This window comes from Streptomyces sp. NPDC049627, from assembly GCF_044465645.1.
Lineage (GTDB): Bacteria > Actinomycetota > Actinomycetes > Streptomycetales > Streptomycetaceae > Streptomyces.
Window position 1 is genome coordinate 345,491 of the sequence record NZ_JBITLW010000005.1, and the last position, 22,357, is coordinate 367,847.

At 70.8% G+C, this 22,357-nt stretch carries 22 protein-coding genes; 11 read left to right on the top strand and 11 right to left on the bottom strand.

The window, feature by feature from the left end; all coding sequences use genetic code 11:
• Positions 1 to 85: 85 nt before the first annotated feature.
• The 3 genes from ACIBU0_RS16080 to ACIBU0_RS16090 all read right to left on the bottom strand — a co-directional run bounded on the left by ACIBU0_RS16080 (position 86) and on the right by ACIBU0_RS16090 (position 4,005).
• Positions 86 to 3,304 carry an NACHT domain-containing protein gene (locus ACIBU0_RS16080; protein ID WP_398817781.1) on the bottom strand — a complete coding sequence of 1,073 codons (3,219 nt, stop codon included), beginning with the start codon at positions 3,302 to 3,304 and terminating at the stop codon, positions 86 to 88.
• Positions 3,305 to 3,458: 154 nt separating this feature from the next.
• The gene (locus ACIBU0_RS16085) at positions 3,459 to 3,710 is read right to left on the bottom strand and encodes a hypothetical protein (RefSeq protein ID WP_398817784.1); all 252 of its coding nucleotides are present in this window, start codon (positions 3,708 to 3,710) and stop codon (positions 3,459 to 3,461) included.
• Between the two features lie 166 nt (positions 3,711 to 3,876).
• Positions 3,877 to 4,005, bottom strand: coding sequence for a hypothetical protein (locus tag ACIBU0_RS16090; RefSeq protein WP_398817786.1), 129 nt, complete (start codon positions 4,003 to 4,005; stop codon positions 3,877 to 3,879).
• A 179-nt stretch (positions 4,006 to 4,184) separates the two neighbouring features.
• Between ACIBU0_RS16090 and ACIBU0_RS16095 the strand changes: the two genes are divergently transcribed.
• The 3 genes from ACIBU0_RS16095 to ACIBU0_RS16105 are packed head-to-tail and all read left to right on the top strand — an operon-like array spanning position 4,185 to position 7,260.
• Positions 4,185 to 4,544: a hypothetical protein gene (locus ACIBU0_RS16095; protein ID WP_398817789.1), complete on the top strand. Its 360-nt coding sequence runs from the start codon at positions 4,185 to 4,187 to the stop codon at positions 4,542 to 4,544.
• 5 nt (positions 4,545 to 4,549) lie between these two features.
• The gene (locus ACIBU0_RS16100) at positions 4,550 to 5,578 is read left to right on the top strand and encodes a hypothetical protein (RefSeq protein WP_398817791.1); all 1,029 of its coding nucleotides are present in this window, start codon (positions 4,550 to 4,552) and stop codon (positions 5,576 to 5,578) included.
• Positions 5,575 to 7,260 (top strand): hypothetical protein, encoded by a 1,686-nt coding sequence (locus tag ACIBU0_RS16105; protein WP_398817793.1) that lies wholly within the window; start codon positions 5,575 to 5,577, stop codon positions 7,258 to 7,260. The genes ACIBU0_RS16100 and ACIBU0_RS16105 overlap by 4 nt, the downstream gene beginning before the upstream one ends.
• Here the strand turns inward: ACIBU0_RS16105 and ACIBU0_RS16110 are convergent.
• The gene (locus tag ACIBU0_RS16110; protein ID WP_398817795.1) at positions 7,244 to 9,055 is read right to left on the bottom strand and encodes an APC family permease; all 1,812 of its coding nucleotides are present in this window, start codon (positions 9,053 to 9,055) and stop codon (positions 7,244 to 7,246) included. The genes ACIBU0_RS16105 and ACIBU0_RS16110 overlap by 17 nt on opposite strands.
• Before the next feature lie 200 nt (positions 9,056 to 9,255).
• Positions 9,256 to 9,927: a DUF4360 domain-containing protein gene (locus tag ACIBU0_RS16115; protein ID WP_398817798.1), complete on the bottom strand. Its 672-nt coding sequence runs from the start codon at positions 9,925 to 9,927 to the stop codon at positions 9,256 to 9,258.
• 122 nt (positions 9,928 to 10,049) lie between these two features.
• On the opposite strand from ACIBU0_RS16115, the gene ACIBU0_RS16120 reads away from it, so the two are divergent.
• Positions 10,050 to 10,334, top strand: a complete 285-nt coding sequence (locus tag ACIBU0_RS16120; protein WP_398817801.1) for a hypothetical protein — start codon at positions 10,050 to 10,052, stop codon at positions 10,332 to 10,334.
• A 34-nt stretch (positions 10,335 to 10,368) separates the two neighbouring features.
• On the opposite strand, the gene ACIBU0_RS16125 is transcribed toward ACIBU0_RS16120, so the two are convergent.
• Positions 10,369 to 11,871, bottom strand: coding sequence for an alpha-N-arabinofuranosidase (locus ACIBU0_RS16125; RefSeq protein ID WP_398817804.1), 1,503 nt, complete (start codon positions 11,869 to 11,871; stop codon positions 10,369 to 10,371).
• A gap of 235 nt (positions 11,872 to 12,106) precedes the next feature.
• Here ACIBU0_RS16125 and ACIBU0_RS16130 point away from each other — a divergent pair, with 235 nt between their 5' ends.
• Genes ACIBU0_RS16130 through ACIBU0_RS16140 form a run of 3 tightly spaced genes read left to right on the top strand, consistent with a single transcriptional unit; the run spans position 12,107 to position 15,403 of the window.
• Positions 12,107 to 12,724 carry a toxin-antitoxin system, toxin component family protein gene (locus tag ACIBU0_RS16130; RefSeq protein WP_398817807.1) on the top strand — a complete coding sequence of 206 codons (618 nt, stop codon included), beginning with the start codon at positions 12,107 to 12,109 and terminating at the stop codon, positions 12,722 to 12,724.
• Positions 12,725 to 12,783: 59 nt separating this feature from the next.
• Complete coding sequence (locus tag ACIBU0_RS16135; protein WP_398818306.1) at positions 12,784 to 14,007, top strand: MAB_1171c family putative transporter; 1,224 nt, start codon at positions 12,784 to 12,786, stop codon at positions 14,005 to 14,007.
• Entirely contained in the window at positions 14,000 to 15,403 is a 1,404-nt protein-coding gene (locus ACIBU0_RS16140; protein ID WP_398817809.1) for an FAD-dependent oxidoreductase, read from the top strand. The genes ACIBU0_RS16135 and ACIBU0_RS16140 overlap by 8 nt, the downstream gene beginning before the upstream one ends.
• Positions 15,404 to 15,885: 482 nt before the next feature.
• On the opposite strand, the gene ACIBU0_RS16145 is transcribed toward ACIBU0_RS16140, so the two are convergent.
• Entirely contained in the window at positions 15,886 to 16,737 is an 852-nt protein-coding gene (locus ACIBU0_RS16145) for an SMP-30/gluconolactonase/LRE family protein (protein WP_398817812.1), read from the bottom strand.
• Entirely contained in the window at positions 16,734 to 17,507 is a 774-nt protein-coding gene (locus ACIBU0_RS16150; RefSeq protein WP_398817815.1) for an IclR family transcriptional regulator, read from the bottom strand. Before ACIBU0_RS16150 ends, ACIBU0_RS16145 begins: the two co-directional genes overlap by 4 nt.
• Positions 17,508 to 17,839: 332 nt before the next feature.
• Between ACIBU0_RS16150 and ACIBU0_RS16155 the strand changes: the two genes are divergently transcribed.
• A complete protein-coding gene (locus ACIBU0_RS16155) occupies positions 17,840 to 18,112 on the top strand; it encodes a hypothetical protein (protein WP_398817818.1) in 273 nt (90 codons plus the stop codon).
• Positions 18,113 to 18,268: 156 nt separating this feature from the next.
• Positions 18,269 to 18,802, top strand: coding sequence for a DUF2269 family protein (locus ACIBU0_RS16160; RefSeq protein ID WP_398817821.1), 534 nt, complete (start codon positions 18,269 to 18,271; stop codon positions 18,800 to 18,802).
• Here the strand turns inward: ACIBU0_RS16160 and ACIBU0_RS16165 are convergent.
• The gene (locus tag ACIBU0_RS16165; protein WP_398818309.1) at positions 18,714 to 19,166 is read right to left on the bottom strand and encodes a hypothetical protein; all 453 of its coding nucleotides are present in this window, start codon (positions 19,164 to 19,166) and stop codon (positions 18,714 to 18,716) included. The two genes, ACIBU0_RS16160 and ACIBU0_RS16165, sit on opposite strands and share 89 nt — an antisense overlap.
• Before the next feature lie 30 nt (positions 19,167 to 19,196).
• Positions 19,197 to 19,931 (bottom strand): TetR/AcrR family transcriptional regulator, encoded by a 735-nt coding sequence (locus ACIBU0_RS16170; protein WP_398817824.1) that lies wholly within the window; start codon positions 19,929 to 19,931, stop codon positions 19,197 to 19,199.
• Positions 19,932 to 20,023: 92 nt separating this feature from the next.
• Here ACIBU0_RS16170 and ACIBU0_RS16175 point away from each other — a divergent pair, with 92 nt between their 5' ends.
• The gene (locus ACIBU0_RS16175; RefSeq protein ID WP_398817827.1) at positions 20,024 to 21,061 is read left to right on the top strand and encodes an amidohydrolase family protein; all 1,038 of its coding nucleotides are present in this window, start codon (positions 20,024 to 20,026) and stop codon (positions 21,059 to 21,061) included.
• Here the strand turns inward: ACIBU0_RS16175 and ACIBU0_RS16180 are convergent.
• Positions 21,027 to 21,704: a GntR family transcriptional regulator gene (locus ACIBU0_RS16180; RefSeq protein ID WP_398817830.1), complete on the bottom strand. Its 678-nt coding sequence runs from the start codon at positions 21,702 to 21,704 to the stop codon at positions 21,027 to 21,029. The genes ACIBU0_RS16175 and ACIBU0_RS16180 overlap by 35 nt on opposite strands.
• Before the next feature lie 113 nt (positions 21,705 to 21,817).
• Between ACIBU0_RS16180 and ACIBU0_RS16185 the strand changes: the two genes are divergently transcribed.
• Complete coding sequence (locus tag ACIBU0_RS16185; protein WP_398817832.1) at positions 21,818 to 22,357, top strand: YbhB/YbcL family Raf kinase inhibitor-like protein; 540 nt, start codon at positions 21,818 to 21,820, stop codon at positions 22,355 to 22,357.

A 22,357-nucleotide genomic window follows, 5' to 3' on the forward strand; every position in this document is an offset into this window, starting at 1 on the left:
TCGATCGGCAGCGCCATCGGTTCACCCCGAACGCTGCGGGCGTACCCGGTACCGGCGAACTGGCCCACCGCCCGGGCCGACTTCCTCAGTGGCATCGCAGCCGGTCGCCGAAGGCCTCCGCGCCCTTGATGTCGGCTTTCTCCGGGACGTCGCCCCAGAGGTCGAGTTGCAGGTCGGGCATGCCCTGCAGTTCCCGCAGGTCGAGCAGGGAACCGCCGCCCGCCAGCCCCAGTGCCAGCTTTCGCAGATGGGGAAAGACGCGGCGCAGCTGTCCGATGTCGTCGGGATGGTGCACGCCCGTGATCATCAGTCGCTCGATACGAGGGAGCGGATCCACGGGCTTGAGTTCGTGCAGTGATTCGACGTTCAGTGCGATCCGCGTGAGCATGGGCGCGCCGAGCATGCACTGGAGAAGCCAGGACGGCTCTCGGATGTACCCCTCGACCGTCACGGTCCGCAGATTCGACCATGCGTCCAGGCGGTAAAAGCATCCGATGCTCAACATGTCCACCTCCAAGTGCCGTACGCCCGGATGCGGTGCGAGGCCTTCCGTCATCTGCCCGGTGAGCCGGAGGGCCCTCAGGTCGAGAGTCCGCACTGCGGACAGATCGTGCAGGGCCGTGCACTCCTGCACTTCGAGTCTTCTCAGGTCCGCTCGGCTCCGCAGGAACTCAAGACTCTCGATCGTCTCGTTCTTCCAGATCGTGAGCGATTCGAGGTGCCGCACCGGGAGGTAGGCGTCCAGTTCCGCCGATGGGTACGAACCCCTCACCGTGAGCTTGGCGACGGACCCCAGACGGGCCAGTCGAACGAGTTGTGCGCGCTTGTCGACCAGCAGATCGGGCAGGTCGGCCCCGTCCAGGACTTCGTTGACGTATTCCTGCACCGGGTGCAGGTCCCAGGCGTTCGCGACCTCGCTGCGGACGAGCGGATCCGGATGCGATGCGCACTGTCGCAGCTTCCGTCGCGCCTTCGCGCTGCGCACCCGGGCGAGGAGACGCACCGTGTTCAGGGCCACGCGCCAGCGCAGCTCCTCGGCGTCGGGCAGCACCCCCACGATCCAGTCGCCCAGGCCTGCGAGGTTCTCGACCTCCTCACGGTCCTGGGGCGGCATGAGGAAGTCCACCCGGTCCTTCACCTTGTCCATCAGCGCGTGGTTCAGCGCCTGGACGTTGATCGCGCACCGAGCCGCCAGGACGTGGAGGACGTAACGCTCACTGCGATGCTCGGCGGCGTCCCCCAGGCCGATGAGCGAGTCGATGAGACGGCCGGCGTCGGGGCGTGCCGCATGCCCGGCGGCCAGCACGATCACGTCGTGCCAGGCCTCGCTGTGGGCGTTTTCGAGGAGCTCCGGGAGATAGCCGCTCTCGTGGAACTCCTTGGCCGCCAGGAAGTCCTGGAACGTACGGTGAATGAACTGGATCGCGTCGTCCGCCCGTTCCTGGAGCAGTCCGCTGCGGTCCAGCAGGAAGCGCAGGACGCGGTGGGGTGACCCCTGTTCCTGGATGTGGGGCATGTCCCGTATGGCCAGGTCCAGCTGCCGGACGGCCTGCGCGTGCGTCATCTGCTGCTGCCCGGTGCGGACCAGCCAGATGGCCAGCCGCTGGAGCAACGCGTGCTGCTCGTCGGAGTCCAGCCTGATGTGATCGGCGTTGAGGACGCCCCGGCCCGCGTCCCGTCCGCCGAGGAGCATGGCGAGAGCAGCGCGGTAGAGCTGCCAGCGGGTGGTGGGCAGCAGACCGCGGCGACGCCGGTGCAGGGCGCAGATCACGGCGCACAGCAGCGGGGTGCGGGCGAGGTCGCGCAGCGCGGTGCTCCGCTCCAGCTGGTGCTCCAGATCCTGTTCCAGGGAGGAGAGGAGCTCGTGCTCCTCACGGCGGCGCCTGGGGTCGTAGAGGTGGTCGCTTTCAAGACGGGCGGCGTTGTGCCAGGCGTGCACGAAGGCGCGGATGTCGTCGTCGCTCATGGGCAGGAGGGTCAGCTCGGCGAAGCCGTCCTCGCTCAGCCACTGGTTGTCGACCGCGTTGGGGCGCACGGTCGCCAGGCATCGCGTGCCGGGATAGCGGTCGAGGAGGGCGCACAGCCATTGCCGGGCCCCCTTCCGCTGCTCGGCCGGGACCTCGTCCAGGCCGTCCACCAACAGGAGGCCGCGACGGGCTTCCAGCACTCGGTGGGCCCAGTCGTCGGGCTGACCGTCCGTGATGCCGCGCCCTGCGGAGAGGAGTTCCGAGACCGAGGGAAAGCGTCCACCGCGTGCGTGCACCTCGCGCAGCGGGATGACGAAGGGGACCAGGCCGTTCAGTTCGGCGAGCTCGTTGCCCAGAGTGCCGCTCGCGGCGTGGGCGGCGAGCCACCAGACGAGGGTCGTCTTGCCGGCGCCCGCCTCGCCGCGCAGCAGAGCGCGGGGCCGGTCGGTCAGCAGGGTCTCGATGCGCCGGGCGCCGTCCCTCGCCGGCCTGCGCGAGTCCGTGAACTCGCCGGGCAGGTGCCCGAACAACGGGTCCGCGGCGGTCTCGGCCCGCAGGCTCAGGTAGGCGGTGTCGAGGTCCCACCGGGATTCGCTGCGGCCGAGTTCCTCGATGCCGAAGATCTCCGTTCTGCGGTACTGGGAGCCGAGGTCCTTGGCGTACCGGGCCTCGAAGTGCTCGTCCTGGGGGTGGACTTCGGAGATGTTCTCCAGCCAGGTGCGCGGGAACGCCGCACCGTGCCGACCGACGATCTCCGCCATCGGTACCGCTTCGATCCTGAGGTGCTGACGGCCCTGAGGCACCTGTGTCACCACGCCGAGCAGCGCGGGCCCGGCGAAGACCGGAGCACCCGAAAGGCCGGCCAGGGGCGAGGTCGCGCTTCCCGTCTCCTCGGCTGCCGGCCGATCGAGTTCGCAGGTGAGGGCGCCCTTCACCCGTCCGGCCATCGGCAGCACACTGACGCGGTACTGGTCGTACTCGATGTCCTCGCCGTCCTCCCCGTAGCGCTGAATCTGCGGAAAGCCCACGATCTCGCAGTGCGGCAGCGGGGCGTCGGTGGCGACCCGGCCGAGCCTGAGACGGCCGAGGGGTGCGGCGTGCTCGGCGCTGATCACGTCCATCGGCGCGGTCAGCACCGCCACGTCGAGGGTCGCGTCCGCCCAGCCGAGCTGACACGTCACCAGCTCGCCCGACGAGGGATGGACCACCTCCACGAAGTCGAGGCGATCCACCACATGCCATGCCGTGAGTACGTTCCGCCGATTGAGCAGTACCCCGCTTCCCTGCCCGTTGCCCCACACCACGACAGCCCGGTTCAGGGCCTTGCCTCCGGTCATGTCCCCCACGCTAGAGAGACGTTGACACCCTCCGCCATCGGTTCAGGCCGACCGCCGTGAACTTCTTTACTCGGAAACCGGTGGAGAAATACAGGCCAATGCACGCCAACAGGCCCCCGGAATGTAATTCCGGGGGCCTGTTGCACTTATTTACTCAGTGCGCGACAGCACCGTGCGCGTGCAGTCCCAGCGCAACGCCCTCGGGCGAGACCGTGGCAAAGCCATCAACGCAGCCGACGGCGCTCAGCGAGTCGGAGAGACCGCCGGCGAGGCTGCCCGAGAGGGTGCCGGAGAGAGCGCCCGCGAGACCACCGGAGACGGCGGCGCTGCCCGCCTGACCACCGGAGACGTTGTCCAGGACGGCGTCGGCTATCTCAGCCGTTTCAATCTGAGGCGTGAAGCTCATGACCTGCGGTTCCCTTCGATTGAACAGATTGCGCCAGGATCAAAGCACGCCGAAGAGGAGACGGCCAGCCGCCGCATGACGTTCCATGACCCATTCCGGCGACCGGCTTCACCGCTATGACCGTCGGGTCACCGAATACGCCAACTTCTTCACGGGACCTGTCGCTTCACCGCGTACGCGACTGTTGCGACCTGGTTTCCAAGGCGGACACTTCGGCGAGAAGGCGGCGTGCGGCGACCTGGATGTGGTGGATGGCCAGGCCCGGCATGAACTCCTGGTGCGCCGGTGTGGACATTTGCCGGAGGTTCGAGCCCGGCACCGTCCCGACACGCGCCGTGCGGACGTCTGGGGCGCGTTCGTCTGCTCCTTCATGTGCTGAACCTGTAACGCGCATCAGCTCGCCCTCGCGCACTCCGCGTCGCGGCTGGCAGAGTGAAGGTGTATGTCGTGGCGCGGCGGGGGAGGCACGGGAGCATGACCGCGATGATCTCCGTGAGGGTCGAGGGACCGGTCGGGCTGGACGAGCCCGAGGAACTTCTGCGGGAACTGGGGCGGGAGACAGGGCTGGCCTGGCGGCTGGAGACAGCCGGCCAGAAGGGCACCCTCGACGGTGGGCTCGCTGTCACGATGCTGGAGGCATTGGTCGGGGGCGCTGCGGGGGCCGTGGTGCAGATGGCCACGCAACGGGCGATCGACGTGTGGCGGGGCCGGCGGCTCGATCCACCGACCGTCACCGTCGTCTTCCAGCCCGCGCAGGCCCCGCAGCCCGCGCAGGACCCCGAGCCGGAGTCCCAGCAGCGTTCGGGCGCCTCAGACGCCCCCGAGGGGAGCTGACCGGCATGGCTTCCCGGGCGTTGGTGATCGGGGTCGGGACGTATGACGACGACTCAGGCATACACAGTTATCCGACGATCGAGGCGAGCGCTCGTGCGTACGGGGCCGCGCTGGCCCGGGACCCCCGGTGGGGCGCCGCGGCCGAGTCCTCGGTGCTGGACCCGGAGCGTGCGCGGACCGCGGACGGGGTGATGCGTGCCCTCCACGAGGCGGCCGCGGCCGGTGAGGGACCGCAGGACACCCTGCTCGTGGTGTACGTCGGGCATGGCGCGTACTGGCAGGACGTGCCGGGCGGCCAGGTCCACTTCGCGGTCGGCTCATCCCGCGTCAGCGAGCCCTGGACCTGGCTGTCCGCCTGGTACGTGTACCGGGCGATCAGGAAGAGCAAGGCCGGCCTCAAGGTGCTGATCGCCGACTGCTGTTACTCCAACCTGCTGCCCCACCTGGGCACCGACTCCGCGCTGCCGGGCGCCCTCGGCACACCCTTCCAGGGCACTTGTGTGCTCACCGCGGTCGGCGGCAACGTCCACAACGCGTGGGCGGACGCCTGCGCGAACCTGCCCCGCCCCCTCGACACCTGCACACCGTTCAGCGGCCATCTGCTGAACGTGCTCGGACAGGGCATGCCCGACCACCCCGACGACCTCACCCTCGGCGCACTCCGCGCCGGCATCGACGAGAGCATGCAGGAGTGCGGCGTCCACCACACGCCGCGGATGCTGCTGAACGACGCCTCGGAGGCGGCCAAGCTCTTCACCAACCATGCGAAGGGCCGGCGGCCCCGGGTGCGCACGCCCGAGTCGGTGGACCAGTGGGTCCGTGAGCTGCATCTCAACGGCGACCGCACCGTGCCCGATCTGATGAGCCGCCCGGAGCTCGCGGGCCGCGTGGTGGTGCAGTTGAAGAAGGGCGACGAACAGAGCCGCGCCCTGGCCCGCCGTGTCGACAGGAAGGCGGCCGAACTGCTGACCAACCCGGCCGACTTCGTGGCGTACTGGGCTGAGATCGAACGCGCGATGCTGGGCGGCGGATGACCGCGGTCGACGGCTCCGACGGCAGCCTGCATGCCCGCCGCACCGACCATCTGTTCCAGCCGGACCTGGCCTCGTCGTTCAACGAAGCGTACGCGTGGGTGACCTGGTTCGACGTCGACCAGTTCAGGCTGAACCTGAGGACGATGCGCCAGGGGCGGCGCGAGGCGATGGCCATGCGCGCCCTGCACGCGTTCGCGCTGCGCCGCCCGGTCCAGGAACTGGTCGAGCTCGCACGCGACTTCGACCCGCGGGACGCGGTCATGATGATGGCGACGGCGGCGCTGTCCCGGCCCGTCGGGGAGGCGGCCGAACTGGCCCTGATGCAGTACGAGGCCGAGTCCGGCAACGAGCGCGCCCCCATCACCGCGAGCATCGTGCACGATGTGGCCTGCCAGCGCACGGCGTTCGACGTGGCGGTGTTCGTGCGGGTACTCCAGCGGCGGCAGCCGGCGCTGGCGGTGCGCACCGTGCAGGTGTTCGCGAGTCCCGGTTCCGGCCGCACCAACCTCGACAAGGCGCTGCTGCACACCGCGCTGCGCGACGAGGGCTGCCACGGCGAGGCCGACCGGCTGCTCGGGCTGACCCTGGAGGCGATCGCCGACAGCCCGCCCGGCACCGCCGGGGTCGGCGACGAGGGCGAGGAGATGGCCGACCTGGCGGGCGCGTTCCAGCACCTCAGCCCGGCCGGTCAGGTCCTGGAGCGATGGGTCGACGAGAGGCTGAACGACTCGGACGCGACCGAGGTGGGCAGGACCCGGGAACTGGTGGCGAGGCTGATCGCCCGGCGTGGCCCCGGCCACGACGCGCTGGCCGAGCACATCGGCCGCTCCGCGCAGCCCCGGCACGTGGTGAAGCTCTGCGCGCTGCTGGCGAAGGGCGACACGGCGTCTCCCGCCAAGTGTGCCCTGGTACGGCGGTACGCGGCCGGGTACAAGCGCGTGCAGGAGCTGGCCATGCTGGTGGCGTCCTGGCACAAGGAGCCTGCCCTGACCCGCACGACCCGGGAGCTGCTGACCGACATCGTCACGGGCACCGTCGACCCCGGCTCCGGCCCCCGCCCCCTGAGCGAGCTGGGGGACCTGGACAAGTGGCTGCGCGAGGCCGACGCCGACCCCGAGTGCTCCCGGCTGCTGCGCCATGCGGCGGCTGTACGGATCGAGGGGCGCTCCGGCGCCGACCTGGTGATCCTGCTGGGCCGCATCGACCGCAGCCGTGACCGTGGCCGGGCCGCGCACACGGTGGGGCGCCGGCTGGCCGAGGCCGTCATGGTGCCGGGCGCGGACCGGGACCGGTTCGTGGACTGTCTGCACGCGCTGCACGAAGCCAGACACCACGTCACCGTGCGCTCCGCCTGCCGTGAACTCTCCGACCCCTCCCACGGGTCACCGGCCGATGCCGCGCTGGTCGCCGATGTCGCGGGCCGGCTGCACCGCGCCGGGCTGCCGAAGGTGTCCTGGACGCTGCTCGAACGGTTCCTGGAGAACGAGCAGGTGGTGACCGCGGCCGATGTCGTCGAGGTCGTGGGCCAGGTACTGGCGCTGCGGCTGCCGGACACGGAGCTGCTGCTGCGGGCCACGGTGGGCCGCTGGTCGGACGTCCGCCACCGGGACGACGCGGTGGCCGCGCTGCGGGCGGCCGGGAAGTGCGAGGCGGCGGACTGGGTCATCAAGTCCCTGCGCTGACGGACGACTTCCCCTCGCTCTCCCCCCGCGGCGGGGGCAGGGTGGGAGGTACCTGGGCCATGTAGCGACGGCAGGCCTGGACGAGCAGGGGGAAGACGATCACCGCGGACAGGGCGGCGACCGGCAGGGTCACCCATTCCACCCTGGGGTAGCGCTCTTCCAGAGCGTCCCGCAGCCATGTGCACACCACCAGCACCGCCAGATGCGCGAGGAACAGCAGCACGGGCCGTACGGCGGGGTCGGCGGGGGCGGAGAAACGGGAGACGTGGTCCCGGGCGTCGTAGCGGCGTAACAGGCGACCCACGAGCGGCAGGTCGAGTCGCGCCAGCCGCGGCAGCCCGAGCAGCAGCGCCGATCCGATGCCCACGGCGGCCATGCCCTGCCACACGTTGTCCCATTTCGCCTCGTGGATCACCACGGCGATCGCGGTGAACGCGGCGTAGGAGAGGGCCACATGCAGCATCCGGCGCGCTCTGCCGAACGACGGCGGGCTCAGCGCCACCAGGACGACACCCGGCATGGCGTACACCACCACCGTCAGCAGGCTGTTGAGGGCGACCAGTTGCCCCCAGTCGCCCCCCACCACGGCGAGCATGCCCAGGCCGATGCCGAAGTTGACCAGCAGGATCATCCAGTACGCGTCGATCTCCGCACCCCGGAAGCGGAACGAGGCCCGGCGCGCCGTCTGCAGTCCCCGGTGGGCGAGGTGGGCCCGGCTCAGTGCGGCGACCTCGCGGGTCAGGGCGTGTGCGAAGACGATGCCGGAGCCCATGGGGGACAGCACCGCGTTCATGAAGATCAACCAGGCCAGCCACACCATGCCGAGCTTGCCGGCGAACTGGGCGTACGGTGACTGGAGAATGTTCTCGTTGAGCGCGCCGCAGTGCCGGCCGAACACCCACTGCAGGGCCGTGTACAGCAGGAACGCGCCGACGAGGGTGCCGTACACCGCCCACCGCAGGCGCGCCGCCTCCCCGATGCCGCGGCGTTTGATGTTGCCCGCGGAGTCGAGGGGGGCCTGGAAACCGATGTACGCGTAGATGACGGCGCCGCCCAGCACCAGATGCAGCGGCAGGCCCGTGCTCGGGGGGTCCGCGTCCCCCGCGAACGGCTCGGCGCGGGCGCTCGTGCACTCGCCCATCCTGTCGAACTGGGCGAACCAGTCGAACCCGAGGAGGACGACGATCGCCACCGGCACCAGGACCTTCACGGCGGTGACGAAGAGGTTCAGTCTGATCAGCCGGCGCGCCGGCAGCAGGTTGAGCGCCATGATCAGGGCCAGGAACGCGACAGCGCACAGCCAGCCCGTGCGGGAGAGGTCGTAGGGCTGTGCCAGGGTCTCCTTGGTGAGCCGGCCGGCGTCCTGGAGCCCACGTCCCTCCTCCATCAGGGAGGGCAGCCAGTACGCCAGACCGCGCACAGCCGCCGCCGCCTCGCTGGCCGGGTTCGCCGCGTAGGCGATCCACAGTCCGGCGGCCACTACCGTGGCCAGGAGCGGCCCTGCGGCCTGCAGGGGGAGGAAGATCAGTCCGCCCGTCTTGGGCGCGGCGATGCCCAGTTCGACCATGACGGCGGCGATCAGCAGCATCAGTGCCCCACCGATCACCCACGCCCATATGCCGTTCCCGTCGGCCTCCCAGTAGACCTTCCCGGCGGCCAGCAGCCATCCCGAGCCGAGCACACCGCCGGCGGCAAGGCCCACCAGGTCCAGGGTGGACAGCCGGCGCCGCTCGTCCGTGTCCTCCGCCGATCCCTCCCGTGCCGCGTCCCGGCCGCCCATCCACCCCAACGCCATCCCCCTGTTGACGGAATCGCGGTGGCACCCGGAGGACGTCCACGGCCGCGCCGAGCGCGACGTCCTTACCCCCACCGCGCACAGGAGTTACCCGTTTCACACGGCTGCACACGCGCGTGCGCTCGTGGGGACGAAAGAGCGCCACCGTGGGCCCCGGTCACGACAAGCGCACGGAGCCCACGGCGTCGGCAGAACTACGGCTACTTGCCCGGGCACTCCTTCCACGCCAGGTGGTACACCGTGCTGATGTCACCGTCCGTCGAGTCCATCGTCATGAAGCTGACCTTGCTCGGCGAGGACGTGCCGGCGCTGACCCGCAGCTCCGTGTTGATGTTGAAGTTGCGCTGAACCCCGCAGGGCGCCCAGACCAGTTGGGCCCAGTCCGTGCTGTCGGTGGCCTGCCAGTTGTCGTTGAGCGGGCCGCTGTAGGGATGGTTGCGGTACGCGGTCTGGGGCGAGCCCTGGAAGTAGTACGAGGCTCGCTGCATGGCGCTCGCGCCGGACTGGAGGGAGGCGAAGCCGCGGTAGTCGGCGCTGGCGATGGCGTAGGTGAAGCCCTGCGGGACGTGCACGACCAGGTTGAGCTGGCAGTTCTTGCGGAACGCCGTGGGGTCGGAGTTGCCGCCGACCTGAGCGAGGTAGTCGCTGTAGGTCACGGTGAAGGCGGTGTTGTCCTCGGAGACGGCGACGGCGGTGGTGCCCTGCGGGCAGCCGGAGCCGTTCACCGTGGCGACCTTGATGATGATCTTGTCCGGCGGCGGGTCTTCGAACCCGCCGGACGGGGACGACGCCGCGTTCGCGGGCAGCGCCGTGGTGAGCAGAGCGGCCAGCGCTCCACCGCTCAGCAGGCATCTCAGGAGTCCACGTGCCATGGATCTCTCCTTGGGGAGGGGGGTGGCTGCGCCTCCGGTCCCGTTTCCCGGCCTCGTTGAAGCTTTGAAGAAATGGTGAGGTTTCTGTGAAGGCCGGAGGCGTTGGAATCGTAGGGAGCCACGTGTGCGGCGCCCAGGGCGAACTCCAGCCATTTGCCGCCGAGTTGAGCGATGCGGCCGCACGGAGCACCCTTCAGGGCGACGCGATGCCGGTGCACACGAATGTGACGCCCACCGAGGACTCGTACACAGGCGGCGAGACCATTCACACCGGGCGGCGCTTCTTCGACCCGGACATCGACACGGAGGTCCGGGTGACCTCGCCTTATGCGGGGAACATCCCGCGCGAGACCCAGCTGTCCGAGCCCTCGGCGACAGCGTCCAGGACGGCTGCAAGGCGACCTTGACAGTGGGCGTCGGCACCGCCCGCCACCCCCGGTCTCAGCTCAGCCGGATCACGTTCCACGACAGCGGCTCCAGTACGGCGGTGAGGCCGCCGTCCGTCAGGGTCGTGCCCTCGACCGCGTGCGGGGTGACCCGCTCGGGGGCGTCGAGGGTGTTGCGGGCGTCCGGGTCGGCGTCGGCGAGGGCGCTGTGTTCGACGACCTGGGTGAGGTCCAGGCCGTGGAGGGCGACTTCGAGCGGAAGGGCGTCGGTGCGGCTGCGGTTGACCGCGAAGACGGTCACCGTGCCGTCCTCGGCGCGCACGGCGGTGGCGTGCAGCAGGTCGGTCTCGCCGTACTTCTTCGTTTCGTACGTCGGGGAGTCCACGCGGACGTCCAGGACCTGGCCGCGGCCGTACTTGGAGGCCTGGGCGAAGGGGAAGAACGTCGTCTGACGCCACGCCGGGCCGCCCGGCTCGGTCATGATCGGGGCGATGACGTTGACGAGCTGGGCGAGGCAGGCGACGGTGACGCGGTCGGCGTGGCGCAGGAGAGCGATGAGGAGGGAGCCGACGACGACCGCGTCCATGACCCGGTAGCTGTTCTCGAGGAGGCGCGGCGCCTCGGGCCACTCGTTCTGCGGCACCTCCCCCTCGTGCATGTACCAGACGTTCCACTCGTCGAAGGAGAGGTTGATCTTCTTCTTGGACTTCAGGCGGGCGCCGACGTGGTCGCAGGTCGCGACGACGTTCTCGATGAAGGACTCCATGTCGACGGCGGAGGCGAGGAAGGAGTCGACGTCGCCGTCCTCCGGCTGGTAGTAGGCGTGCAGCGAGATGTGGTCGACGAGGTCGTACGTCTCCTTCAGGACCGTCGCCTCCCACTCGGCGAAGGTCCCCATCCACTGGGCGGAGGAGCCGCAGGCGACGAGTTCGACCTTCGGGTCCTGTTGGCGCATCGCGCGGGCCGTCTCGGCGGCGACACGGCCGTACTCCTCGGCCGTCTTGTGGCCGGTCTGCCAGTGGCCGTCCATCTCGTTGCCGAGGCACCACAGCCGGATGCCGAAGGGGTCCTTGTCGCCGTGGCTGACGCGGAGGTCGGAGAGGGCCGTGCCTTCCGGGTGGTTGGCGTATTCCTGGAGTTCGAGGGCCTCGGCGACGCCGCGCGTGCCGAGGTTGACGGCCATCATGGGCTCGGCCTGGGGGCCGACCTTGCGCAGGAAGTCGATGTACTCGGAGAGGCCGAAGCGGTTCGACTCGGTGGAGTGCCAGGCGAGGTCGAGGCGGCGGGGGCGGTCCTCGACGGGGCCGACCGAGTCCTCCCACTTGTAGCCGGAGACGAAGTTTCCGCCGGGGTAGCGGATGGCGGTGACGCCGAGTTCGCGGACGAGGTCCAGGACGTCCTGGCGCAGGCCCTTGTCGTCGGCGGTGGGGTGGTCGGGTTCGAAGATGCCGGTGTAGACGCAGCGGCCGAGGTGTTCGACGAAGGATCCGAAGACGCGGGGGTTGACCTCACCGACGGTGAAGGCGGGGTCGAGGGTGAAGCGGGCCGTCTTGTGCATGGTCGCCTTTCCAGAGGAGTGCCCTAGCTGTTCGGCTGTTCGGCATATCGAATTACGCCCGTAACATCGAACGGGACCGTAGGCCGCAAGCGCTTTCCAGTCAATGCCTCGTGCATGAATCCACCGCGGAGCGGTCGTTACCGGTTGAACTACGGTCGGCCGATCACATGACGCGGACACTTTGGGACGCGTAGGCTCGAACAGCCCGCCGAAGGGCGGAGGAACAGGGGGTGCGATGGACATCGCGGGCGCGCGCCCGTGGGCGGCCCGGGTCGCTTCAGCGCTACGGCTGCCGCGGCGACGCTCATACGCCGGCTCGGCCATGCGCGACCTGGCCTCCGATCTGAGCGCGGCCCTGCGGGCAAGGCCCCACCCCCCGGCCGACGTGCGCGCGTTGTGCCACGCGCTGTGCGCCGAGATGAGCGCGCGGCGCGGCGGACGCCCCGTCGAGCTGCGCTTCGAGCGCTTCCCCGACGAGATCGAAGTGACCGGGCTGTGGGTGGAGTTCCAGGACTTCGACCTGGTCATCGTCGAGGAACGCGCCGAGGAGATGCAGCAACTGGTCATCCTCGGCCATGAGTTGTGGCACCTGCACGCGGGGCACGGCCACCACCACACCGCCGGTACGGCAGCCGTGCACGCGCTCGCCGACCGGCCCGGGTGGAAGGACGTCGCCCTGGCGGTGGCCGCCCGCGACGGTTCCCGGGAGCGGGACGAGGCCGAGGCCGACGCCTTCGGGCACCGGCTGGCCGCGGCGTTCCGGCCGTTGCTGCCGGGGGAGGCGTCGGACGCACCGCTCGGGCCCGTGCAGCGGTCGCTGGGTTATCGAGGGAGCGGGAGGAGGGTGCGGTGACCGGTTCGGTACGGGACCCTTCCCTTGGCCTGGCGCTGGATCCGTCCCACGGCCTGGCGCTGGATCCCTCCCATGTCCTGGGCGAGGTGTACATCTCGTTCTGGATCCCCACCGTCGTCCTGACCGCCGCCCTGGCGATCAAGCTGCCCACCATCATCCGGCTCTGGCGGGACCCGCTCCTGCGCGCGGTCGGCGGCCTGCTGCTGCTCGCCTGTGCCGTGTTCGTCTTCGCGGCTCCGGCGACGATCGCCTGGGTCAACCGCGTCACGGGCGTGCCGAACATCGCGGCGCCCCTGGTCTACTCCCTGCTCACCGCCTTCTGCGGGTCCTGTCTGCTGCTGATCATCGCCTGGCGCAACGGCCTGTCCGACCGCAGCGCCGAGACCCGCCGCGCCATGCGCCTGGTCTTCTGCGCGTACTCGGGCGTGATCGTCGCGCTGTGGGTGCTGTTCGCCCTCGCGGACGCGCCCGTGGAGCGCGTGCGGGACCTGGACACGTACTACGCCAACACCCCGTTCATGCGTGAGGAGACGCTGCTCTACCTCCTCGCGCACTGCACGGCCGTCCTCATCACGTCCCGGCTGATCTGGAACTGGGTGCGCACCGACGGCCTGGACGCCTGGCTGCGCTGGGGACTGGTGTGCCTGGGGGTCGGCTACGCCCTCAACCTCATCTTCGACGCGGCCAAGCTGACCGCCGTCGCCGCCCGCTGGACGGGCAACGACCTGGACTGGCTCAGCACCGACCTCGCACCGCCGGTCGCCTGTCTGTCCGCCATCCTGATCGCGGTGGGCTTCATCCTCCCGCACGCCGGCCAGTACGCCCACGACCGCTGGCGGGTCCGGCTCGCCCACCACGAACTGCGGCCCCTGTACCGGCTGATGCGGTCCGTCAACGGTTCCGGCCTGCCGTTCGTCCTGCGCGCCTCGCCGGAGCTGCGGCTGATCCGGCGCGAGACCTTCATCCGTGACGTTCTGCTGCCGCTGGCCCGGCACATCGACGAGGACCTGCGCAGGAGGTCGTACGACGCCGCGCTCGCCCTCGGCTTCCCGCCCGGCCGGGCGAAGGCGCTCGCCGCCGCCGTGACCATCCAGGACGCCGCCGACCGCAGGAGCCGGGCCCCGGACACGGGCGGCACCACCGGCGGCCCCGACACCACGGACCTCCTCCAGGAGATCGGGGCCGTCTCCCGAGCCCTGCGCCACCCCGACGAGATCGAGGCGGTCCGTGCCCATACGGCAGCTCCGGCCGCCCCAGCAGAGAACGTGCCCGTACATGACTGAACGCCCCACCACCGCCGTCGTCCTCGGCGGCTCCCTGGCCGGCCTGCTCGCCGCCCGCGCGCTGGCCGACGTCGCCGATCACGTCACGGTCGTGGAACGCGACGTGCTGCCGGCCGGCCCGGAGCCGCGCAAGGGCCTGCCGCAGGCGGCACACGTCCACCAGCTGTGGTCGGGCGGGGTCCGTGCGCTGGAGGAACTGCTCCCGGGTGTGGTCGGCCGGCTGCGGGAGGCCGGGGCGCACCGGCTGCCGGTGACGACGGACATGGTGGCGCTGTCGCCGTACGGCTGGTACCGGCGCTGGGCCGAGTCGCACCACATGCTGCTGTGCAGCCGGGACCTGCTGGACGCGACCGTGCGGGCGGCGGTGGCGGCCGACGAGCGCGTCGAGGTGCTTCAGGGAACGGAGGTGCTCGGGCTGGTCGGCACGGGCGCGGCCGTGACGGGCGTACGGATCCGGGCGCACGGGAAGGCGGACGCCGCGGAACGAACCGTGTTCGCCGACCTGGTCGTCGACGCCACGGGACGCGGTTCGCGTACCGCGCGCCGGCTGACGGAACTCGGGCTGCCGGCGGTGGAGCGGCGCGAGGTCAACTCCGGGGTGGTGTACGCGAGTCGGGTGTTCCGGGCGCCGGAGGCGGCACGGGAGGGGTTCCCGGTCGTCAACGTCCAGCCGGATCCGCGCGCCGGGAAGCCCGGTTGCGGGGGCGTGCTGCTGCCCATCGAGGACGGCCGGTGGATCGTCACGCTCTTCGGCTCCCGCGGCGCCGAACCCCCCACCGAGGCCGACGCGTTCGTCCCCTACGCACGCGAGGAGCTACGCCACCCCGTCATCGCCGACCTGCTCACGCACGCTGAGCCGTTGACGGACGTGGCCTACACGCGGACGACCGCCAACCGGCGCCACTACTACGAGCGGATGTCTGCCTGGCCCGAGAACTTCGCCGTACTCGGAGACGCGCTGTGCGCCCTCAACCCGATCTACGGGCACGGGATGTCCGTCGCCGCCCAGTCCGCGGTGGCCCTGCGGGACGCGGTACGACACCACGGCTGGGGCTCGCCCCGTCTGGCCCGGCGGATCCAGCAGGCGGTGGCCCGGCCGGCGTCGGCGGCGTGGGACCTGGCCCTCGGGATGGACGTGTTCTACCCCGGCGCGACTCCGAACGGCCCCACCCTGCGCGACCGGCTGCTGGCGGCGTACGTGGGCCGGCTGCTCTACACCGCCACCGGGAACGGGCGCATCGCCCGACGGGTCACGGACGTGACGTCACTGGAGCGGGGTGCGGAGGTGTTGCTGGCCCCGTCGGTACTCCTGGCCGCGATCGCCGGCCCCCTCAAGCCACCCCTGACCGGCCCGCCGCTGACGGCGGAGGAACTGAAGGCGGCGGGATTGCGCTAGCCGCGCCGACCTGAGTCCGGCCGGGGGCGGGACGCGCACCCCGGCGCCACGGGGTACCGCGCCCGCGCCTACGGCGGAGGGCGCTGCGCGCGGCGGCCGGGTGCGGCTGTCCGCGGCCCGGCGGACGGGACTGCGCCCGGCGGCCGAGCGCGACCACCCGCTGTCCGACGGCCAGGACGGCCCACCGCTCGCGGGTTCTGCGCGCTCCGCGAGGCCAAGGGCGCCGGGGACGAGGACGGATTTGGGCGCCGGTGCCGGGTGCGGCTGCACGCGATGGCCTCGCACAGCCGACCCGGCTGCGGGCAGTCGTGCCGCTGAGGGCTCCCGCCCCGCAGAAGCGGCACCCCGTCGCGCCGGACCACGCACCCCCGGCCCACACCAGCACCGGAACACCAGAACACCGCAAAGCCGCAGCGCGCCGTGGGCCCGGGCCAGCCGACGCAGTCACCCCGCGCACGCACGCCCGAGCGTCAGCGGTGCGGTCAGCCCTGGAACGCCGGCTGTGCCAGCCCCTTCCCCGCGGCCGGCACCATGAACACCGACCCCGCCAGGGGAGGCGGGGACGTCAGTCCGACTCGGGCCGTCGTGATGTACAGGTCGGTGAGGTCGGGGCCGGCGAAGGTGCAGGCCGTCACGCGGGGGACCGGGAGGGGGATCACACGGTCCAGGTCGCCGGCCGGCGTGTAGCGGCGTACCGCCGAGCCCTCCCACAGGGCCACCCAGACGCAGCCCTCGGCGTCGACCGTGAGACCGTCGGGGAATCCGGCGCCGTCCTCGATCTCGACGAGGGGACGCCGGTTCACGGCCCGCCCGTCCGCGAAGTCGAAGACGTCGACGCGGCGGGTCGGCGAGTCGATGTAGTACATGAGGCGGCCGTCCGGGCTCCACCCCGTGCCGTTGCTCACCGCCACGTCGTCGAGGATCACCTCGACCGAACCGTCCCCGGCGACCCGCGACAGGGTGCCACCGCCCGGCGCCTCGTCGTACCGCATGGTGCCGGCCCACAGCGAACCGTCGGGAGCGACGGCGGCGTCGTTGGCACGGCGGCCGGGGACCGGCTCGTGGTGCAGCCAGCGGAAGGTGTCGTCCGGGTCCAGCAGGCCCACGCCGTCCCGGAGGTTCAGGACGAGGCCGCCCCCGGCCCGCGGCTTGACGGCACCGATGTGCTGGGGCGCGGTACGGACCGTGCGACGGCCGGTGACCGGGTCGTAGGTGTGGATCCGGGACCGCAGGATGTCGATCCACAGGAGCCGCCCGGTCGCCGGGTCCCAGGTCGGGCCCTCCCCGAGCTCCGCTTCCGCCTGCACCGCGACCTCGTACTGCGCCGCGGTCATGCCACGCTCCGGTGCCCGAGACGCTCCGACAGCTCGGCGGCGCCCTTGGCGGCGAGCTGCTCCAGCTCGGCGCGCCGGTCCTCGCTCCACCGGATCATGGGGACGGAGATGGACAGGGCGGCCACCACCTGCCCGGTACGGTCCCGCACCGGCGCGGCGACGCACGACACGTCCGGGTTGGACTCCCGGCTCTCCACGGCGATCCCCCGCTCGCGGATCTCGGTCAGGGCCTCGCGCAGGGCGCCGGGGTCGGTGATGCTGTTGGGTGTCATGCGCACCAGCTCGGCCTCGTCCGGGATCCGGGCGGTGAGCTCGGACTCGGGAAGGGAGGCCAGCAGCATCTTGCCGACGGAGGTGCAGTGGGCGGGCAGCCGGCGTCCGGCCGCGGACACCATCCGCACGGCGTGCGTCGAGTCGACCTTGGCGATATAGATGACGTCGGTACCCTCGAGGATCGCCACGTGCACGGTCTCGTCGCAGGTCTCGGCGACGGACCGGGCGACCTGCTGCCCCTCGGCCGCGAGGTCGAGCTGCTCGGCGTACCGGCTGCCGAGCTGGTACGGCCGCACGCCGAGGCGGTACCGTCCCGGCTGGCCCGGCACCGGGATGATGTACGACCGGGCGGCGAGCGTGGTGACCAGTTCGTGCACGGTGGTGCGTGGCAGCTGGAGCTTGCGCACGATGTCAGGGGCGGAGAGCGTGCCGTCCCCGTCGAGGAAGAGCTCGAGAATGTCGAGAGCCCGGGTCACGGCTGGTACGAGGCGTCCCACGTCCGGCCCCCTCCCTTGGAGTCAGAGGCTGCGTTCGAAATTTCAACAGCCGATCGGCATAACGAACACAGGCTACTCAAAGTGCGTTTCCCACGGCAATGGGCCTGCGCCGCCTGCTTCCGTTTAGGTTCTCGAGTCGTGGCGTATCGTGCCAAATATGAGCCTTACGGGCGCAATGTACACCGTACATTTACCCGCGAGGCCACCCAAGACATCGAAGAGCCCGGCGCTCGGCACCGAGCCCCACTCCGACGGCGACGCGCACGGGTGACAGCCTCACGGTCTCCGGCAAGGAGGCAGGCCTCGGCGACGAGCTGACCGTCACCATCGAGGTGACCGCCACAGCCCAGTGCATCAACCCTGGTGACCACGGCCCCAAGGCCTCGAACAAGCAGTCCGTCGCCGGCGGCGGACAGTTCGGCGTGGAGAACGGCAAGGTCGACTTCACGGTGACCCTGACGGCGACCTTCCAGCCGTCGTGCAGCCCGCCGATGACGGTGCAGTACACCAACGTCGTCGTCGCCGACACCACCAACAACATCTCGGTGACGCTGCGAGGCACCTTCTGCCCCCCACACCGCGAGACGACACGTCCCCCTCCCTGACCGGCCTGCGAGCCCACACGCTCGCGGGCCCCTCCATGCCCGTGGCCGCCCCGGGCCGGAGCAGGCGAAAGCCCCGCCGCGTACGCCGACGCCAGTAGGGACGGTTACTCCCGCCGTCAGACGCCCTCGCCGCCCCCGCCCGGCACGGTGGTGCGCATGAAACTGCGCCGTCCCGCCCGCCGGGCCTTCCTCGTCGTCCATGTCACCGCCTCCGCGAGCTGGCTCGGGCTCACGCTCGGGCTGCTCGCGCTCGGGACCACCGCGGCCACCACCGGGTCCGCGGTGACCGTGGCGGCGTCCGTGCGGGCCATGAAGCTGTTCGCCGACTGGCTTCTGCTGCCGGTCGCGTTCCTCACACTGGTCAGCGGGGTCGTGCTGTCGCTGGGCACGCCGTGGGGGCTGACGCGGCACCGGTGGGTCTACGTCAAGTTCTGGATGACCCTCGCCACGACCACCGCCACGGTGTTCGCCCTGCGCCCCGGTGTGAACTCCGCGGTCACCGCCGTCGCCGCGGGCGGGCCGCTGCCCGATGCCGGTGACGTCCTGTTCGGGCCGATCGTGTCCCTGTCCGCGTATGTCTTCATGACGGTGATCTCGATCCTCAAGCCCTGGGGCCTGACCCGCCGCGGCCGCCGCCTGCGCACCGCGTCCACCGCCCGCACCCCCGAGCCCACCCGGCAGACCGTCTGACCCGCCCCTCGGCGGCTCCGGCAGGACGCCGACGCAGCGTGAGGCGTTCGGCGTCGTGGCTGCCGGGTTCGGCTGTGTAGATCATGACGCGCAGGTCGTTGCCGGCGACGAGCAGTACGTCACAGTCCAGCGTGAGAGCGCCGACGTGGGGGTGGTCGATGGTCTTGCGGGCGGACTGGTGCCGGCCGACGGCACCGGATTCCCAGAGGTCATCGAACTCGGCGCTGTCGGTGCGCAGTTGGGAGATGAGGTGGCTCTGTCGCTGATCGGCTGACGTACGCGGTGCCGGTGCCGAGGAAGTTGCGCCACACCGCGTTGAGGTCGTTGCCGTGCCATGCCTGTCGCGGAGAGCCCGATCAGGAATGAACTCGCGAAAGCGTGACCTGACGGCACTTCAACCGTCGGCGGCCAGGCGGTCCAGCCACTCCCTCAGCAGATACTGCTCCGCGCTGCTGAGGGTCGTCTGTTCGGTCAGTGCGGCGTGCAAGGCGCGGGCGGCGCCTGCCGGGCCCGGGTCTTGCACGGCCGGCTGCTGGTGGGTGACGGCGGCGACCATGGCCTCCCGCAGAGTGGTCAACAGGGCCGGGTCACGCCGGCCCTCGGGCAGGGACAGCCAGGTGAGCACCGCGCCGCGCGCCGTGGCGTGGACGATCTGGGCCGCGAGTTCCTCGTTGACCCGGAGCCAGCCACCGGCGGCGAGGCGCCGGATACGGCCCATCAGGATCTCCATGCCGGCCTTGAAGGCGGCCGAGGTGGCCTTCGTGGGTTCGCTGTACATCAGCGTGTACAGCGCGGGATTGGCCAGACCGAACTCGACCGCGACGCCCCAGCCGGTTCTCAGGTCCTCGACGGGGTCCGGCGGGTCGGGGTCGACATGCTTGCCGGCGAGAAACGCGGTGAAACCGTGCTCGGCCACGGCGTCGAGCAGCCCCTCCTTGTCGCCGAACAGCCGGTAGATCGCCGGCGGCTGCAGGCCCGCCTCATCAGCGACGGCGCGGGTGGTGACCGCGTCGCGGCCGCCGCGCGTCAGCAGCTCGACGGCGGCCTCGATGACCCGTTGCCGGGTCCGTTCGCGACCGATGGCCGCAGCGTCGGCAGCACTGCTCCCGCTCGATGGACGTCGTGACATGTATCAACGATATCGCACAACTGATTCCATCGTTAGTATCAGTGTTACGCTTTTAGCGTTTCCATTGGAATCAGCTCGTAGAGGAGCATCGCATGTCCGACCGGCTGCGGATCATCGCATTGGAAGAGCACGTCGCCCTGCCCGCGATCATGGAGGCGTGGTCGCGAGCCGGGGTTCCGGAGCTGCCGAACCTGGGGTTCGGCGACAGCCCCACCGCCCAACGGCTGCGAGACACCGCGGAGACGAGGCTCGCGCACATGGACGACCAGGGAGTCGACGTGGCGGTGCTGTCGATCTCGTCACCGGGCGTGCAGAACCTGTCCGACGCGGATGCGGTCGCCGTGGCCCGCGACACCAACGACCAGCTCTCGGAGATCGTGGCCGGCAGGCCCGATCGGTTCCAGGCGTTCGCGGCCATCCCGACGCAGTCGCCGTCGGCCGCGGCCGCGGAGCTGGAGCGGGCGGTCACCGCGCTGGGCTTCCCGGGCGCCATGCTCTACGGGCGCACCGGATCCAAGCTCGCCGACGACCCCGCGTACGACGAGCTGTACGCCACCGCGGAGCGGTTGCAGGTCCCCCTCCACTTCCACCCGCAGATGCCTGTACAGGCGGTGACGGACGCCTACTACTCGAACATCGGTCCCATCGGGACCGCGCTGGCCGGGCCTGCGATCGGCTGGTACTACGACCTGGGCGTGCAGTACCTGCGGATGATCTTCTCCGGCGTCTTCGACCGTTACCCCGATCTCCAGGTGATCGCCGGCCACTGGGGGGAGGTCGTGCTCTTCTATCTCGACCACACCGGGTTCTTCGCCGACGCCGGCGGCCTGGCTCGCCCGCTCGCCGACTACTTCAAGCAGAACTTCTGGATCGCCGGCAGCGGCACCGTCAGCCCCCGCTACTTTCGCTGGACAGCCGAAGTCGTCGGGACCGAACGGATGCTGTACTCCACCGACTACCCCTTCACCTACGGGTTTCGTCCCGACGGCTTCCCCTTCGTGGACACCAGCGCCGGCGTCGCCCGGTCCTTCCTGGAGGACGCCCCCTTCACCGCCGGACAGAAGGCCGACATCGCGCACCGCAACTGGGAAAACCTCACGTCCCGGTCAGTCCGGCCGCGGTCAGAGTGAGGTGCTGGGCCAGCACCTCGGCCGCGGTGTGGGCGTCACGGGCCAGCGCCGCCTCCTCCAGTCGGCGGTGCTCGCCCACGTGGTCCCGCTCGGGGACGCGGTGCGCCGACCAGCGGCGGGCCAGCTCGCTCGCGGTCCACATCCGGTCGAAGGTCTCCAGGAGGACAGGGTTGCCGCAACCCTCCAGCAGGGTGCGGTGGAAGACGCGGTGGGCCTCGGACCATGCGCCGCTGTAGTACTCGCCCTCCTCCTGCACATACGCCGGGGTCCGGGCCAGACGGTGGTGGGCAGCTCGCACCCGGGCCTCCCAGTCGACATCGCCGCGCTCGATGGACATGCGCAGCACAACCGGTTCGATGGTCCGGCGGGCCTCCGCGACCTCCTGCCAGCGGCGGTCGGAGACGGCCGGGACGGCGAAGCCGCGGTTGGGCAGCCGGTCGGCGAGGCCCTCGCCGACCACCCGCACGAGCGCCTCACGCACGACGGCCAGGCTGACGCCCTGCTCCTTGGCCAGGTCCTGGGGCTTGAGGGCGTCACCGGGGGCATGCTCCCCGCGCATGATCGCGTCCCGCAGATGTGCGTAGACCTGCTCGGAGAGCATCTGCTTCCCCGCCGAGGACGCGGTGTGAACCGTCTGAGCCATGGCATCATCATAGACGATCCAATAAATAATCGATTATTGATGCTATCGTCGATCCCATGCCCGATCGGTCGCATCACCGCCACCCCACAACACGGCACGAAAGGAACGACGCGATGAGTGCCAACGACCCCTTCGCCCGCCTCCCGAAGGCGGCCTCCTTCGCCGTTACCAGCGCCACCGTCACAGACGGCGATTCCTGGCCCGCCGAGCAGTTCTCCGGGATTTTCGGCGTTCCTGGCGGGAAGGACGTCTCCCCGCAGTTGTCCTGGAGCGGCGCCCCGGAGGCAACCAAGAGCTACGCCGTCACCGTCTACGATCCCGACGCCCCCACCGGCTCCGGTTTCTGGCACTGGGCGGTCGCCGACATCCCCGCCACCGTCACCGAACTGCCCGAGGGCGCCGGCGACGACACCGGCTCGGGCCTGCCAGAGGGTGCCTTCCAACTGCCCAACGACGCCCGCGCGGCCCGTTTCATCGGTGCCGCACCGCCCGCCGGGCACGGCCCGCACCGCTATTTCATCGTGGTGCACGCCCTCGACGTCGCCGCCATCGGCGTTGCGGCCGACGCCACCCCGGCCGTCCTGGGATTCACCATGGCCGGCCACATCCTCGGCCGCGCGGTCCTCACCGCCACCGCCGAAACCCCCGCCTGA

Excerpts from the sequence above, each read along its gene's own strand:
- ACIBU0_RS16185 (WP_398817832.1), top strand. The coding sequence starts at position 21,818 with ATGAGTGCCAACGACCCCTTCGCCCGCCTCCCGAAGGCGGCCTCCTTC.
- ACIBU0_RS16105 (WP_398817793.1), top strand. The coding sequence starts at position 5,575 with ATGACCGCGGTCGACGGCTCCGACGGCAGCCTGCATGCCCGCCGCACC.
- ACIBU0_RS16170 (WP_398817824.1), bottom strand. The coding sequence starts at position 19,931 with ATGTCACGACGTCCATCGAGCGGGAGCAGTGCTGCCGACGCTGCGGCC.
- ACIBU0_RS16130 (WP_398817807.1), top strand. The coding sequence starts at position 12,107 with ATGGACATCGCGGGCGCGCGCCCGTGGGCGGCCCGGGTCGCTTCAGCG.
- ACIBU0_RS16080 (WP_398817781.1), bottom strand. The coding sequence starts at position 3,304 with ATGACCGGAGGCAAGGCCCTGAACCGGGCTGTCGTGGTGTGGGGCAAC.
- ACIBU0_RS16115 (WP_398817798.1), bottom strand. The coding sequence starts at position 9,927 with ATGGCACGTGGACTCCTGAGATGCCTGCTGAGCGGTGGAGCGCTGGCC.
- ACIBU0_RS16140 (WP_398817809.1), top strand. The coding sequence starts at position 14,000 with ATGACTGAACGCCCCACCACCGCCGTCGTCCTCGGCGGCTCCCTGGCC.
- ACIBU0_RS16090 (WP_398817786.1), bottom strand. The coding sequence starts at position 4,005 with ATGTCCACACCGGCGCACCAGGAGTTCATGCCGGGCCTGGCCATCCAC.
- ACIBU0_RS16125 (WP_398817804.1), bottom strand. The coding sequence starts at position 11,871 with ATGCACAAGACGGCCCGCTTCACCCTCGACCCCGCCTTCACCGTCGGT.
- ACIBU0_RS16175 (WP_398817827.1), top strand. The coding sequence starts at position 20,024 with ATGTCCGACCGGCTGCGGATCATCGCATTGGAAGAGCACGTCGCCCTG.
- ACIBU0_RS16160 (WP_398817821.1), top strand. The coding sequence starts at position 18,269 with ATGAAACTGCGCCGTCCCGCCCGCCGGGCCTTCCTCGTCGTCCATGTC.
- ACIBU0_RS16145 (WP_398817812.1), bottom strand. The coding sequence starts at position 16,737 with ATGACCGCGGCGCAGTACGAGGTCGCGGTGCAGGCGGAAGCGGAGCTC.
- ACIBU0_RS16085 (WP_398817784.1), bottom strand. The coding sequence starts at position 3,710 with ATGAGCTTCACGCCTCAGATTGAAACGGCTGAGATAGCCGACGCCGTC.
- ACIBU0_RS16110 (WP_398817795.1), bottom strand. The coding sequence starts at position 9,055 with ATGGCGTTGGGGTGGATGGGCGGCCGGGACGCGGCACGGGAGGGATCG.
- ACIBU0_RS16095 (WP_398817789.1), top strand. The coding sequence starts at position 4,185 with ATGACCGCGATGATCTCCGTGAGGGTCGAGGGACCGGTCGGGCTGGAC.
- ACIBU0_RS16180 (WP_398817830.1), bottom strand. The coding sequence starts at position 21,704 with ATGGCTCAGACGGTTCACACCGCGTCCTCGGCGGGGAAGCAGATGCTC.
- ACIBU0_RS16100 (WP_398817791.1), top strand. The coding sequence starts at position 4,550 with ATGGCTTCCCGGGCGTTGGTGATCGGGGTCGGGACGTATGACGACGAC.